Annotated in this window: 9 protein-coding genes and 2 pseudogenes; 6 read left to right on the top strand and 5 right to left on the bottom strand. The window is 58.0% G+C overall.

Going from position 1 to position 13,549, the window contains the following annotated elements; genetic code table 11:
- Window positions 1-117: 117 nt before the first annotated feature.
- A pseudogene (locus CHB79_RS22420) lies at window positions 118-1,077 on the top strand (Cache 3/Cache 2 fusion domain-containing protein); the annotation flags it as partial.
- Window positions 1,078-1,347: 270 nt separating this feature from the next.
- Window positions 1,348-1,935 (top strand): annotated as a pseudogene (locus CHB79_RS22425) (methyl-accepting chemotaxis protein); the annotation flags it as partial.
- 30 nt (window positions 1,936-1,965) lie between these two features.
- Here the strand turns inward: CHB79_RS22425 and CHB79_RS13065 are convergent.
- The 3 genes from CHB79_RS13065 to CHB79_RS13075 form a co-directional block, all read right to left on the bottom strand.
- Window positions 1,966-3,456, bottom strand: coding sequence for a YifB family Mg chelatase-like AAA ATPase (locus tag CHB79_RS13065; RefSeq protein ID WP_089360226.1), 1,491 nt, complete (start codon window positions 3,454-3,456; stop codon window positions 1,966-1,968).
- A gap of 161 nt (window positions 3,457-3,617) precedes the next feature.
- Window positions 3,618-7,199 carry an autotransporter outer membrane beta-barrel domain-containing protein gene (locus tag CHB79_RS13070; RefSeq protein WP_089360227.1) on the bottom strand — a complete coding sequence of 1,194 codons (3,582 nt, stop codon included), beginning with the start codon at window positions 7,197-7,199 and terminating at the stop codon, window positions 3,618-3,620.
- Window positions 7,200-7,448: 249 nt separating this feature from the next.
- A complete protein-coding gene (locus tag CHB79_RS13075; protein ID WP_010489219.1) occupies window positions 7,449-7,715 on the bottom strand; it encodes an accessory factor UbiK family protein in 267 nt (88 codons plus the stop codon).
- A gap of 407 nt (window positions 7,716-8,122) precedes the next feature.
- Here CHB79_RS13075 and glnK point away from each other — a divergent pair, with 407 nt between their 5' ends.
- The 4 genes from glnK to sutA all read left to right on the top strand — a co-directional run bounded on the left by glnK (window position 8,123) and on the right by sutA (window position 11,860).
- The gene (gene glnK, locus CHB79_RS13080; protein ID WP_003096476.1) at window positions 8,123-8,461 is read left to right on the top strand and encodes a P-II family nitrogen regulator; all 339 of its coding nucleotides are present in this window, start codon (window positions 8,123-8,125) and stop codon (window positions 8,459-8,461) included.
- A gap of 38 nt (window positions 8,462-8,499) precedes the next feature.
- The gene (locus CHB79_RS13085; RefSeq protein ID WP_089360228.1) at window positions 8,500-9,816 is read left to right on the top strand and encodes an ammonium transporter; all 1,317 of its coding nucleotides are present in this window, start codon (window positions 8,500-8,502) and stop codon (window positions 9,814-9,816) included.
- Between the two features lie 75 nt (window positions 9,817-9,891).
- The gene (locus CHB79_RS13090; protein ID WP_089360229.1) at window positions 9,892-11,142 is read left to right on the top strand and encodes an ammonium transporter; all 1,251 of its coding nucleotides are present in this window, start codon (window positions 9,892-9,894) and stop codon (window positions 11,140-11,142) included.
- A 379-nt stretch (window positions 11,143-11,521) separates the two neighbouring features.
- Window positions 11,522-11,860: a transcriptional regulator SutA gene (sutA, locus tag CHB79_RS13095; RefSeq protein ID WP_089360230.1), complete on the top strand. Its 339-nt coding sequence runs from the start codon at window positions 11,522-11,524 to the stop codon at window positions 11,858-11,860.
- 54 nt (window positions 11,861-11,914) lie between these two features.
- On the opposite strand, the gene CHB79_RS13100 is transcribed toward sutA, so the two are convergent.
- Together CHB79_RS13100 and xerC are read right to left on the bottom strand one after the other, a co-directional pair.
- Window positions 11,915-12,625 (bottom strand): HAD family hydrolase, encoded by a 711-nt coding sequence (locus CHB79_RS13100; protein ID WP_089360231.1) that lies wholly within the window; start codon window positions 12,623-12,625, stop codon window positions 11,915-11,917.
- A complete protein-coding gene (gene xerC, locus CHB79_RS13105) occupies window positions 12,622-13,518 on the bottom strand; it encodes a tyrosine recombinase XerC (protein WP_089360232.1) in 897 nt (298 codons plus the stop codon). Before xerC ends, CHB79_RS13100 begins: the two co-directional genes overlap by 4 nt.
- Between the last annotated feature and the right edge of the window lie 31 nt (window positions 13,519-13,549).

The raw sequence follows: 13,549 nt of genomic DNA on the forward strand, positions 1-13,549 counted from the left end.
GCCTTGGCTATTATCCTGACTGTGTTGATTAGCCTCAGCACTGTGTTCGCCTTGCGCTCTTTGAGTGATGCCAACGTGGCGATCCGTGAAGAGCACCTGGCCAGCGAGTCGCGTTTGATGGCTGACCAGTTAGCGACCTTCAACGCTAGTTTGCTTGAGAGCACGCAGCGCCTCGCGGGCCTGTTCGAGAAGCGCTACAGCTCGGGGCTGGTGGTTAAACCCGATGAGCGAATAGACGTGGTCGGGGTGCAGACGCCTGCGTTGTATGCCGACGGCAACTTGCTGAACAATGCCTTTGAGCGCGTTGATGAGTTCAAGAACCTGACCGCCGGGGTGGCCACCGTATTTGTCCGCGACGGTTCCGAGTTTGTTCGGGTTACCACCTCGTTAACCAAGCAGGACGGTAGTCGTGCCATCGGCACAGCGCTGGATCACAATCATCCAGCCTACCAGCGCCTGCTCCAGAACGAGAGTTATGTGGGCCGTGCATTGCTGTTCGACCGCGCCTACATGACCCAGTACACACCGGTCACCGATAGCCAGGGGCAAGTGATTGCGGTGTTGTTTGTCGGCTTTGACTATACCGATACGCAAAACGATCAGTTTGCTGCGCTGAAGAACTTCCGCATTGGCAAGGCCGGTTCACTGGCAATCTTCGATTCCAGCGGCAAATGGTTGGTTGCTCCTTTCGCTGCGCAGAAGGCCGATTCAGCCCCGGCGAAACTGATAGAGCACTCCAGCAACCCAAGCCAGGGCATGGTTTGGAGTGATGGCCAGCAAGAATTCTACAGCGTTAGCGCACCTTTCAGCGCTGGCGGTTGGCAAGTGGTGGCGAGCATGCCCATGGCTGAAATCCAGGCCGTGACCTGGTCGCTCGGTTGGCAACTGGCGATTGGTAGCCTGCTGGCGCTGGTCTTGGCCGTTGGTGCGGTGATCTGGTTGCTGCGCCGTAAATTGCGACCGCTTGGCCAGTTGGTCAAGCAAGCTCACGCGCTGGGAGCTGGTGACTTGAGTGCACGTTCAACCATTAGTGGCAATGATGAAATCAGTGACCTTGCCACCAGTTTCAACCAAATGGGTGAAGCGCTGGCGAGCATGGTTTCGCGTATTCGCAGCTCGGCCCAGGCCGTTAGCAGCCGCGCCCAAGCATTGTCGGGACTTTCCAGCGGCGCCTATGAAGGGATAGAACAACAGTCGGGCGAGATCACCAGTATGGCCGGTGCGGTCGAGGAGTTCAGTGCAACATCCCTGAATATCGCCGACAATATGCGCCAGACCGAACGCCTGGCCAGTGATAACGCACAGCAGACCAACATCGGCCGCAGCTCGATGGACGAGGCGTCAAAGGCGCTGGAACAAATAGCGCATTCATTGGATGCTACATCGGCGGTTATCAATACTTTGGGCCTGCGTTCGCAGGAGATCGGCGGTATTGTCAGCGTGATCACTTCGATTGCCGAGCAAACCAATTTGCTGGCTCTCAACGCAGCGATTGAAGCAGCGCGCGCAGGGGAGCAAGGTCGTGGTTTCGCCGTGGTTGCTGATGAAGTCCGTAGTTTGGCAGGCCGTACCCGTGATGCGACAACAGAAATTTCCAGCATGATCGGCAGTATCCAGACTGAAACAGCCACTGCCATCAGCACCATGCAGCAAGGCCAGTCGTTGATGAACGAAGGCTTGCAGCTCAATTCTCGGGTTGTGGAGGCACTGGCGCAAATTGCCGAGCAGACCAGCATGGCCGGAGAGCAGTTTGCCTCTATTACCACAGCCACTTCAGAGCAAAGTAGCACCGCTACGGCCTTGAGCAGTAATCTGCAAAGTATCGCCCTGGCCAATAACGAGCAGCACCAGGTGATCTCCAACCTGGCCGAAACGGCCCGCGAGCTTGATGGCCTGGCGGGTGAGCTGCGCAATGAGGTCGGGCGTTTTCAGTAGCGCCAGGCCGATATGGCTACTGCGTTAGGTCTAGGCATGACCGCGATACTGCATGGCTTCGGCCAGGTGTTGGCGGTTTATGTCTGCGACGCCCTCAAGATCGGCCAGGGTTCTTGCGACCTTGAGCACGCGGTGAGCGGCGCGTAGGGATAAGGCCAGTCGCTCGCAGGCGGTTTCCAGCCATAGCTGGTCCGCCGCCTGCAGCGGGCAGTGCTGGCGCAGCCCTGGCAGGTCCAGAAATGCATTGGCGCAGCCCTGGCGCTGCATTTGCCGTTTACGGGTGCTGGCAACATGGGCGGCGCTGGTGGCGGTTTCACTGGTGGTGCTTTCAGGTACAAGCAGGGCTGTTGCCTCGCGGGCCACAGTGACGTGTAAATCAATGCGGTCGAGCAGCGGGCCGGAGAGTTTGGCCCGGTAGCGTTGAATCTGCTCGCTACTGCAACGGCAGCGCCCGCTGGGGTCGCCAAGAAACCCACAGGGGCAAGGGTTCATGGCCGCAACCAGTTGGAATCGGGCCGGGAAGCGCACCTTGTCGCGAGCGCGGGCGATCACGATATGACCGCTTTCCAGCGGTTCGCGCAATACCTCAAGGACCTTGCGATCAAACTCAGGCAGTTCGTCGAGAAACAGCACGCCATGGTGAGCAAGGGTTATTTCGCCGGGTTGTGGCCGGCTGCCGCCGCCGACCAATGCCGGACCGGATGCGCTGTGGTGAGGATTGCGAAAAGGTCGTTGTGGCCAGGCGGTCATTGGCCTGTGGCTGGCGACTGAATGAATGGCTGCCACTTCCAGCGCTTCTTGCTCGTCAAGGGGTGGCAGCAAACCGGGCAGGCGGCTGGCGAGCAGGGTTTTGCCAGTGCCAGGCGGGCCACTAAAGAGCAGGTTGTGGGAGCCGGCAGCAGCCACCAGTAATGCACGCTTTGCCGTCAACTGGCCCTGAACTTCGGATAAGTCCGGGTAGGGTTGGGGCTGGCGCAGCAGGCCTTGTGATTGGTATGGCGCAATCAGCTCCAGGCCATTGAAATGTGCAGCCAGCTGCAATAAGTGCTCGGCTGCAATTATGTTCAGGCCGGAAGCGAGGCTGGCCTCTTCCGCGTTGGCACTGGGCACCACGAGAGTGCGTCCGCTGGCCCGAGCAGCCAGGGCGGCCGGCAATACTCCCTGGACCGGACGAACTTCTCCGGATAACGCCAGTTCACCCAGGCATTCGATATCTTCAAGTGCGCTTGCCGGTATTTGCCCGCTTGCGGCGAGAATCCCCAAGGCGATTGCCAGGTCGAAACGACCACCATCCTTAGGTAAATCGGCCGGGGCCAGATTGAGCGTGATTCGCCGTGGTGGGAACTCAAATGCAGAGTTGAGGATGGCGCTGCGTACTCGGTCCTTGCTTTCTTTTACCGCTGTTTCGGGTAAACCGACCAATGCCAGTGATGGCAAACCATTGGCAAGGTGCGCCTCGACGGTGACAGTTGGCGCATCAACACCCACCTGGGCACGGCTGTGGACTATGGCCAGTGACATCGTTCGCTCCTTGAAGTCTGGGCTATCGCTTCCTGCGATATTTCGAGCGTAGCAGGTTGCGCTGGAGTGGTGCGCAACCGGTTAGTTCAGTTATGCAGCGGTGTTGAGCAATAAAAAAACGGAGCTTGAGGGCTCCGTTTTTCGTTATCGGTGACTAAGGGTCAAAATCTCAGGCGCATGCCGACGGTGCCGTTGACGGCCGTGCTGTCGCCGAAATTATTCACGGATGAGTCGACAGACACCTCGCCGTAGAGCGAGAGCTTGTCTTCATTCCAGTTGTAGCTTCCGCCCACGCCGAGGCCAGTCCAGAGCCGCTCTGGACGATTTTTAAGCTTTACGTCGGCAACATCAACCTGGGTGCCATCGAGGAGCTCGTAGTACAGGTTGCTGATTGCGTAGACATGGCTACGGCGGATCTTGTTGGTATCGTCCAGCCAACGGCTGTCATGATCCAGCGAAACACCCAGGCGTGAGCGCAGGCTGTCGGCAGAGTCCAATGAGGTGTGGGTGTTGAACTCATCGGTAAAGCTGTCGAAATCAACTTTGGAGTAGATCAACTGTGCCTGGGGCGTCAGGCTCAGGGTTTCGTTGAGCTTAAGTTGCTTGCCGCTCTCGACCGAGAAGGCGTAGCCGAAACCATCATTGTCCGAGGCTAACTGACGATCTGTTTCGTCAGAGTCGATATCGGTTTTGTACCAGTTTGCCGAGGCTTGCGAGTCAATATAGAAACCATTTTCCTGCAGCCAGGTTAGCGTCAGGCCTACGCCATAACCACGGCTGTCGATATTGCCATCCCCGAAAAACGATTCAACCTGGGACGACGAGGTGCCGTAGTGCGCAGTTAGCCCGCCAATCAGCTTGTTGCCTTGTTGGTCTTCATTCAGCAAGGCGTCGAGGCCAGCCTGCATTTTCCAGCGATTGGTTGTTGAGTCGGCATCGATCGTTCCGGCATTGGGCCTGTTACGCTGGTAGCTGCCCTCCACACGGGCCCAGCCTGCGCCGTTTTCGATGTAGGTCTGCTCGCCGTCAATACTGGTGGTTGTACGGCTTTGAGCTGTGCCGTCGGCGGCATGCCAGTAGCGATTGCCGACACGCTGTTGCATGGTCGGCAGGCTGTTCATGTCGAGCAACGCTTGGCCATATTGTTGATAGAGTGCAGCGCTAGGGCTATAGCGCGGCTCGCTCGGCGTCATTGGCACCAGCGGATCGACAGGAGTATCGGGGGAGGCGGTAATGGCCGAGGTCAGGGACCAGTCGCCAGTTTCTGTCTTGTGCAGCGTGTAGGCATAGGCGCCGGCGACAACGGCTTGTTGGTTGTCCTTGGTAATGTAGTCGCCATTGAGTGCGAAGACCCCGTTTGAGTTTCCGGCGACCTGCACCACTTCGATGCCATTGCCGGTCTGGGCGCCGCTGCCACCGAGGTTGTTGACGCTAAGCCTGGTGCTGCCGGTTGAGTCGCCCTGAATCACCAGCTTGTCTGTTGGCGAGTTATCGCCGCCGAGTACAGTGTCGATTTTCAGGCTGGCGTCTTGCCCGTGGTAATTGCCGGAGGCGTCGCCTGGATTGGTTGCGATGACAAAACGATCACCTGCGCTGTTGTTTTGCAGGTCGATGGTGCCACTATTGTTCACGTCGCCGCTGACGGTAAAGCTCGACTGGCGGGCGCGCAGGGTTGCACCCTGATTGATGATCAGCCCGCGCTCTGTTGCATTGTCGCTGCTGCCAACGCTGAGACCTGGAGAGTCGAAGTTGATGCGGGCACCTGCATCGAGAACCACTGCTTCCCAGTTCTGCAGGCTATCCGCAGCGATATTTCGCTCGCCACCGGCAAAGCTCAGGCTGTCGTTCACCCCTTCGCCACCATCGAAAAGACTGACTTCTGTGATGTCTGCGCCATCTTCGATGGTTGTGCGGTCGTCGCCCTTGCCCATGATGACGCTGCCGTTGGTCACGCTGCCGGCCAACAGGTTCAGTTGGTCGTCGCCGGCATTGGTGAGTATGTCTCCAGTGATAGTGCCCGCGCTGGTGATAGTGCTGTTGCCACTGCCGTCGAGAATGGCGATTCCCGAGGCGGCGCTAACCTTGGCCGTTGCACCAAGCTCAAGGCTACCGTTGGCTTGGGTGCTGGTTCTGATGCCTGCGCCCTGGCCGCTGCCGCCAATCAATGTGCCGGCCGCCTTGATTGCATAGCGTTGCTCTGGCGATACGGCCTCGGCCACCAGCGCCGAAGCATTTTCGCCGCTGGCCTGAGCGCTCGCCGTTGCGCTCTGGTTAATGTTCACATCGCCGCTAATCGAGTATCCATAGAGGCCATGGCTGCCATTTCCCGTGGTGCTGACCGTGCCACCACTTTGGTTGATGGTGCTGTTACCTGAGCCGGTGGCTTCAGCCAGGATCCCGTGACTAAGCTGCTGCCGTTCACCGGTGCCGCTGGTGGTGACACTGCCGCCAGACTGGTTGATGGTGACATTGCCTTTGCTCAACGGATCGCTCTGCGCCAGCAAGCCGACGGCGCTATTACCTCTGGTGGTGACGCTGCCGCCGCTGAAGTTGATGATGCTGTCATTGTCGATCCTGCTGGCAGCGTTGTTATCCGCCTGAACAGCGATGCCTTCGGCTTCTTCGGCAAAGGTGAGGATACTGCCGCCACTCATGTCGACTTGAGCGACGCCCGGGCCGCCGCGGACCAGCGCGAAAGCGCCCTCGGAGTCATAGCCGCTGTTGGCGGTGCCGGTGGTAATAGTGCCTGCGCCAATCAGGATGCGTGAATCACCGTTGCTGTTCTGTACGCGCAAGGCGTCTGAGGCATCGCCCAGCGTGGCCAGGCTGGCGCCGGGCGTATTGAACACAATTGTCGAGTCCTTGGCGTTGCGGGTATTGCCACCTGCGCTGTCGATGATCACATTGGCACCTTCGGCGACGTATATACCTTCGCTGTTGTCGCCGCTGACCTGGATATCGACCTGCTCACCGGTGACCACCACGGCGTTATCCTCGCCGGTGGCAATAATGCCAAAGGATTCGGAGCGGCTTTTGAGGTTGGTCAGCTCGATTTGTGAGCCTGGTGTGCCGTTGGCTTCAATCGCGCGGCTGACCACATCAAGCTGGGTGTCGCCTTGAACCCTGATGCTTGCGCCGTTGCTTGCGCGTAAACCCTGCCCGAGTCTTACCGCAGCCTTATTGCTGGTTCCTGCGCGCCCGCGCGAGACGGCATCGAGGTTGCCTTTAAGCAAAATGTTGCCTCGGTTGGCGTCAATCGCGATGGCATTCGCCTGGGTGGTGATCAGGCGGGTATCGCCGCCGACGACAATCGAGCCGCCCAGGGTCGAGCGTAGAAGTTGACCGGTTTCGGTGCCTTCTGCGCCGTTCAGGATGCCGGTAAGGCTGCCTTCGATATTCAAGGCAGCATCGCGGGCAAATACCACGGCGCGATTACCATCAGGCGTACTTGGCAAAACCTCGGCGCTGACCTCTGGAGCGGTCAGCGTCAGCGAGCTTTTGGCGCTGCTGCGGATTGGTACATTGATGGTATCGGAGCTAAAGCTTGTTCCGGCGCTGGTGCAGGTCGAGCCTTCGGTGGCGCCTATTCCTGGCCGGTTGACACAGGCTGCATAGGCGCTGCTGGAGCCGCCAAGGACCAAGACCAGCAGGGCGCTGAATGAGACGCTCTGGAGAGCATTGCCTTGGCGTCCTGCCCTTAGGTTAAAGGTCAGGGGGGCGTTGTCTTTTGTAGTCCGCTTCATAATCGACTTCCTCTGTCGTTATCTTCGAGGCGCATCGGGGCCGCACAGATCCATCTGCTATCAAGGCCTGATGTTGAAAGTTGATTTTATTCAGGGGCGTAGCGAGCAGGGGCTGTTCGCAAGAATTGTTAAGATTTTCAGCGCCGTGCACTCGCAGTCGGCACCTTCAGTTAAAAGTGGCGAGGGGCGCCGAATTTTGGACAGGAGCACGCACAGAGGCCTTGCGGCCAAGGGAAGCGTCTAGAGGGGTTACTGCTTGGTGGCGGGCTGGGACTCTTTGGCTTCTAGCTCAAGGACCTTGGCTTCGAGTGCCTCTAAACGTGCACGGGTGCGGGCCAGGACTACCATCTGGCTGTCGAACTCTTCGCGGCTGACCAAATCCAGTTTGCTGAATCCGCTTTGCATCAGTGCTTTGAATTGCGCCTCGAACTCAGCGCGTGGCAACGGCGTATCGCCATTGAACAGGCGCGAGGCGCCGGCGGTGAGGGCGTCGAGGAGGATTTTGGGTGGCAACATGATTAGCATCCGGTAGCGGTAGGTTGAAAGTGTAACACGCAGCGTCGAGGCAACAGCTTTTACCACTTGCACGATTATTGCGCGCTGCGCCCGATGGTGCTGCACCGTTATTGTGCGTTAAATCGCCGAAAATCCTGGCGATTTGCCTCTAGAAGCACCTAAGTGCATGAAATTAAGCAGATTTATGATGCTTGGCAAGCTTTCTGCTTAGCTCCAGATGAGAGATGCACTGATGCGGTTCCGGTGCGTGAGTCGGGGCACAGGAGTGTTTCGTCAGGAGCGGTTGGTGGGTATTGGTTTTGCCGCTTTAGAGCAGCCAATGCATTACAAAAGCCAGACACTGCGCTTAGACTTGGCTCGGGTTTGCAATTCCTGGGGCAAGTCCACCTTACACGGGAGAGAGTTACATGAAGCTAGTTACTGCCATCATCAAGCCGTTCAAGTTGGACGACGTCCGTGAGTCACTGTCGGAGATCGGCGTGCAGGGCATCACTGTCACTGAAGTCAAAGGCTTCGGTCGCCAGAAGGGCCACACTGAGCTGTACCGCGGTGCTGAGTACGTGGTCGATTTCTTGCCAAAAGTGAAAATCGACGTGGCGATTGCTGACGATCAACTGGATCGCGTCATCGAAGCCATCACTAAAGCTGCCAACACCGGCAAGATCGGTGACGGCAAAATTTTCGTAGTTAATCTGGAACAGGCCATTCGCATTCGTACCGGCGAAACCGATACCGACGCGATTTAAGCCCCAAAAAAACCGAACCCCGCCCCAGGAGTTAAACCATGACTCTGCGAAAAATCGCAGGGCTAGGAGCCCTTTTGTCCCTCGTTTTGCCTAGCGTTGCGATGGCCGACGAGGTTGTACTGAACAGTGGCGATACCGCGTGGATGATTGTTGCCACCGCGCTCGTACTGTTTATGACCATTCCTGGCCTGGCACTGTTTTATGGCGGCATGGTGCGTTCCAAGAACGTGCTGTCCGTGATGATGCAGTGCTTTGCCGTCACCTGTTTAGTCAGTCTGCTGTGGGTCATCTATGGCTACAGCATGGCGTTTGACACCACAGGCATGGAAGAAGGTGTTGTTAACTTCAATTCCTTTGTGGGCGGCTTGTCCAGGGCATTTCTCAGCGGTTTGCAGGCTGACAGCCTGGTCGCAGCGGTTCCTGAAAGCGTGTTCATCACCTTTCAGATGACCTTTGCCATTATCACCCCCGCACTCATCGTCGGTGCTTTTGCCGAGCGCATGAAGTTTTCCTCGATGCTGGTCTTCATCACTGCCTGGTTCACCTTGGTCTATGCGCCCATGGCGCACATGGTCTGGGGCGGCGTGGGCGGCTTGCTGTGGGATTGGGGCGTGCTCGATTTCGCGGGCGGTACTGTCGTGCACATCAACGCTGGTGTAGCTGGCTTGGTGGCGTGCCTGGTACTGGGCAAGCGCAAGGGTTATCCGACCACGCCAATGGCTCCGCACAATCTGGGTTACACCCTGATTGGCGCGGCCATGCTCTGGGTCGGCTGGTTCGGTTTTAACGCAGGCTCGGCGCTTGCAGCAAACGGCACTGCGGGCATGGCCATGCTGGTTACGCAAATCGCCACGGCTGCCGCTGCACTGGGCTGGATGTTTGCCGAGTGGATCACACACGGCAAACCAAGCGCACTGGGGATTGCCTCGGGTGTGGTGGCTGGCCTGGTTGCAATCACCCCGGCGGCTGGCACCGCAGGCCCAATGGGCGGGCTGGTTATTGGCCTGGCGGCGGGCGTGATCTGTTTCTTCTGCGCTACGAGCCTGAAACGCAAGCTCGGCTACGACGACTCGCTGGACGCCTTTGGCGTGCATGGTATCGGCGGGATTGTCGGTGCATTGCTCACTGGGGTGTTTGCAGCACCTGCACTGGGCGGTTTTGGTGAAGTTGAAAATATCGCTGCACAACTCTGGATCCAGTTTGAAGGCGTGATTTTCACCCTGGTCTACACCGCGGTTGTGACCTTCGTGATCCTCAAGGTAATCGACCTGGTAATGGGGCTGCGGGTCAGCGATGAGGAAGAGACTGTTGGTCTCGATCTCGCCCTGCACAACGAGCGTGGCTACAACCTGTAAGCACACAGAGTGCGCCCTTCACGGGCGCCCTAACCGAATAGCGCTATTGATAAGGCGCACGGCACGAGGTGACATATGGACAACACAGCATTGACAGCATTGACGTACGGTTTTGACACCTTTTACTTCTTGATATGCGGCGCATTGGTGATGTGGATGGCAGCGGGTTTCGCCATGCTCGAATCCGGTCTGGTGCGTGCCAAGAACACCACTGAAATCCTGACCAAGAACATCGCGTTGTATGCGGTTGCCAGCGTCATGTACCTGGTCATCGGTTACCACATCATGTATTCCAGCCCGGAAGGCGGCATCCTGCCAAGCCTGGGTTTCCTGATCGGTAGCGAGCATACCCCTGAGGCTGTTCTCGCAGGTGGCGATGACGCGCCGTATTACTCGCTGCGTTCGGACTTCTTCTTCCAGGTGGTATTTGCGGCTACCTGCATGTCGATTGTTTCCGGTGCGGTTGCCGAGCGCATGAAGCTCTGGGCGTTTTTGGCCTTTGCGGTGGTGATGACTGGTTTCATCTATCCGGTACAGGGTTTCTGGAAGTGGGGCGCGGGCTTCCTTAACTCTGCGGGCTTCCTCGATTTCGCAGGTTCGGGCGTGGTGCACATGGCGGGTGCTGCAGCGGCTCTGGCAGGTGTTCTGCTGCTGGGTGCGCGTAAAGGCAAATATGGCGCTAACGGCCAGATCAACCCGATTCCAGGTGCAAACTTGCCGATGGCAACGCTGGGCACATTCATCCTGTGGATGGGTTGGTTCGGCTTCAACGGTGGTTCGCAGTTGAAAATGAGCACCATTGAAGATGCCAACGCTGTTGCCCAGGTGTTTGTTAATACCAACATGGCCGCTGCCGGTGGCTTGATTGCAGCCTTGCTGGTTGCGCGCATCCTGTTCGGCAAGGCTGACCTGACCATGGCACTGAACGGTGCACTGGCTGGCCTGGTTGCAATCACGGCTGAGCCGCTGACCCCTGGCGCCATGCAAGCCACTTTGATCGGTGCAGTTGGCGGCGTACTGGTGGTATTTGCCATTATCGGCCTCGACAAGCTCAAGCTCGATGATCCGGTGGGTGCAATCTCGGTGCACGGCGTCTGCGGTATTTGGGGGCTGCTGGCTGTTTGCCTGACCAACCCTGATGCAACCCTGGGTGCTCAACTGCTGGGTATTGCTTCGATCTTCGCCTGGGTATTTGTTGCCAGCCTGATTGTCTGGTCCATCATCAAAGCCGTTATTGGCCTGCGTGTCAGCGAAGAAGAAGAGTACGAAGGCGTGGATATTGCCGAATGCGGTATGGAAGCCTATCCGGAATTTACCAAGTCTTGATTCCACAACGCATCTGCGCGCCACAGCCCGTTCAATAACATGCATTAGATAACGGGGCGCGCAAGATCAGTAACCTATCAGCCCGGCTAGCGAATTTACCTTGAGTAGATAGCGCAGCCGGGCTTTTTTGTCTTCAATTCAGAGCTGTTAAACAACGCCGTGAAATCTGCTACTTTTACTTTGCTTTTTCTGGAGTCACGCTAGAATGCGCGCCGTTGGGTACAGTCTTTTTGCAGTGACTGCACTCAGCCCGGCTGACTGGCAAAGGGCGTGCTAGGCGATTTTGTCAGGCAAGGGCATTTGAATTTTTGCTGGCTGTGTACGAAATTTACGCAGCTGGGCTATAACTAATCTGCTTTCGCATTTCATGAGGCTGAACATGAGCGACGAAGATCTCGAACAAGAAGAGTTGGATGGTGCTGACGAGGACGACGGTGAGGATCTTGCTGCGTCTGACGATGGTGATCCAAGTGTTGATGACGATAGCGATGACGATATCTCTTCGCCTTCCGGCAAAAGCAAAAGCAAGAAAGCCAAGGCTGCGATAGATCCGGAAGACCTGCCGAGCGTCGAAGCCAAGCAAAAGGACCGTGATTCCCTGGCCCAGGCCATGGAAGAGTTCCTGGCTCGTGGCGGCAAGGTGCAAGAGGTCGAGCCCAATGTGGTTTCTGACCCACCGAAAAAGCCCGACAGCAAATACGGCAGCCGCCCTATCTGAGTGGTCGCCGAAACAAAAAAACCTGCCTTGTGCAGGTTTTTTTGTCGCTGGATATCAATTCCCCGAGGGCTTTAACCAGCTGTTAAGCAGGGCGGGCAATTGCGCCAGGCTGCTGATTTCGCCATCTGGGGCAGGCTGCTCGGGCCATGTCCGGTTGAGTGGGTTGAACCAGATGGCGCGCATGCCGGCAGCTTGCGCACCGGCGATGTCGTCACTTGGGTGATCGCCAATATGTACCGCTAACTCTGCACTGACATTTGCGTGCCTGAGTGCTTCCTGGAAGGGTTTGGGATCGGGTTTGCCAATCCCCAGGTCTTCGGCACACAGGGCAAACTGAAAGTAGTCGGCCAAGCCCAGGCGCCGGACATCGGCATTGCCATTGGTAATCACGCCGAGCTGGAACTGGCTGGCCAGAGCTTCGAGGGTCGGATGCACTTCGGCGAACAGTTCCACTTGATGGCGGGCATCCAGAAACACCTGGAATCCGGTCTCGGCCAGCGCTGAAGCCTCTTTCTCGACATAGCCGGCACCTAGCAAGGCATTGAGCAGGATACGCCTGCGCAGCTCGCTCAGGCGGTGTTTCAGGGCGGGCTCTTGTGCCAGCAACTGATTACGGATTTCCCACAGGTGCTCAACCGGAACCGCGCCCAGCTTTGGTGCATACATGGTCAGCCAATTACGCAGGGCGGCTTCGGCGTCTTGCATGACCGGAGTGACATCCCAGAGGGTGTCATCGAGATCAAAAGTGATTAGCTTGATGGTCATTCACTACTGCCTTTGCGTTTGGCCCTTGGGTGAGCGCTGTCATACACCGTGGCCAGATGTTGAAAGTCCAGGTGGGTATAGATTTGGGTGGTGGCGATATCGGCGTGGCCGAGTAATTCCTGTACCGCTCGCAAGTCCTGCGACGACTCCAGCATGTGGCTGGCAAATGAGTGCCTGAGCATGTGCGGGTGAAGATTTTGCCCCAACTCGCGTACCCCGGCTTGGCGCACTCGCAACTGCACGGCGCGAGCGCCAATGCGCCGGCCTTTGTTGCTGACGAACACCGCGCCGTCAGCGGGTGAGCTCAAGGCGCGCATTGGCAGCCAGTTTTCCAGGGCCTGGCGAGCCATGCGTCCCACTGGCAGTTCGCGGGTCTTGTTGCCCTTGCCCTGCACACGAACCAGCCCCGCAGCCAGGTCGAGCCCGTCCAGGTTAAGGCTGACCAGTTCGGACAGGCGCAGGCCCGAGGAGTAGAACAGTTCGAGCATGGCCTGGTCGCGCAGGGCAATAAAGTCGTCCTCCACGGCGCCGTCAAGCAGTTGCCCGGTGCGGTCGGCATCCAGGGTTTTCGGCAGGCGTCGCTCGCCCTTGGGCGGCATCAGGCCGCTGGCGGGATCATGTTGGCAGTGGCCTTCGCGAATCAGGTAGCGATACAGCCCGCGTGTGGCCGAAAGCAGGCGTGCCAGGCTGCGGCTGGATTGGCCTTGCATGTGCAGGTGGGCGACCAGGCGGCGTAGCCGCGAGGTGTCGAGCTGGTTCCAGTCAGCCAGTTGTTCACGCTGGCAAAAGCTCAGCAACTTGCCCAGGTCGCGGCCGTAGCCATCCAGCGTGTGCGCTGAGACCTGGCGTTCACTGCGCAAGTGTTCGAGGTAGGCGTCGATGCGAGCTTGCATGTTGACTCCTGATGCGCCGCGCGCCCTGCGT

It is taken from the genome of Pseudomonas segetis, assembly GCF_900188155.1.
Lineage (GTDB): Bacteria > Pseudomonadota > Gammaproteobacteria > Pseudomonadales > Pseudomonadaceae > Aquipseudomonas > Aquipseudomonas segetis.

Bases quoted from the DNA above. Each gene is read 5' to 3' on its own strand.
- CHB79_RS13065 (WP_089360226.1), bottom strand. From the start codon at position 3,456: ATGTCACTGGCCATAGTCCACAGCCGTGCCCAGGTGGGTGTTGATGCG.
- CHB79_RS13070 (WP_089360227.1), bottom strand. From the start codon at position 7,199: ATGAAGCGGACTACAAAAGACAACGCCCCCCTGACCTTTAACCTAAGG.
- CHB79_RS13075 (WP_010489219.1), bottom strand. From the start codon at position 7,715: ATGTTGCCACCCAAAATCCTCCTCGACGCCCTCACCGCCGGCGCCTCG.
- glnK (WP_003096476.1), top strand. From the start codon at position 8,123: ATGAAGCTAGTTACTGCCATCATCAAGCCGTTCAAGTTGGACGACGTC.
- CHB79_RS13085 (WP_089360228.1), top strand. From the start codon at position 8,500: ATGACTCTGCGAAAAATCGCAGGGCTAGGAGCCCTTTTGTCCCTCGTT.
- CHB79_RS13090 (WP_089360229.1), top strand. From the start codon at position 9,892: ATGGACAACACAGCATTGACAGCATTGACGTACGGTTTTGACACCTTT.
- sutA (WP_089360230.1), top strand. From the start codon at position 11,522: ATGAGCGACGAAGATCTCGAACAAGAAGAGTTGGATGGTGCTGACGAG.
- CHB79_RS13100 (WP_089360231.1), bottom strand. From the start codon at position 12,625: ATGACCATCAAGCTAATCACTTTTGATCTCGATGACACCCTCTGGGAT.
- xerC (WP_089360232.1), bottom strand. From the start codon at position 13,518: ATGCAAGCTCGCATCGACGCCTACCTCGAACACTTGCGCAGTGAACGC.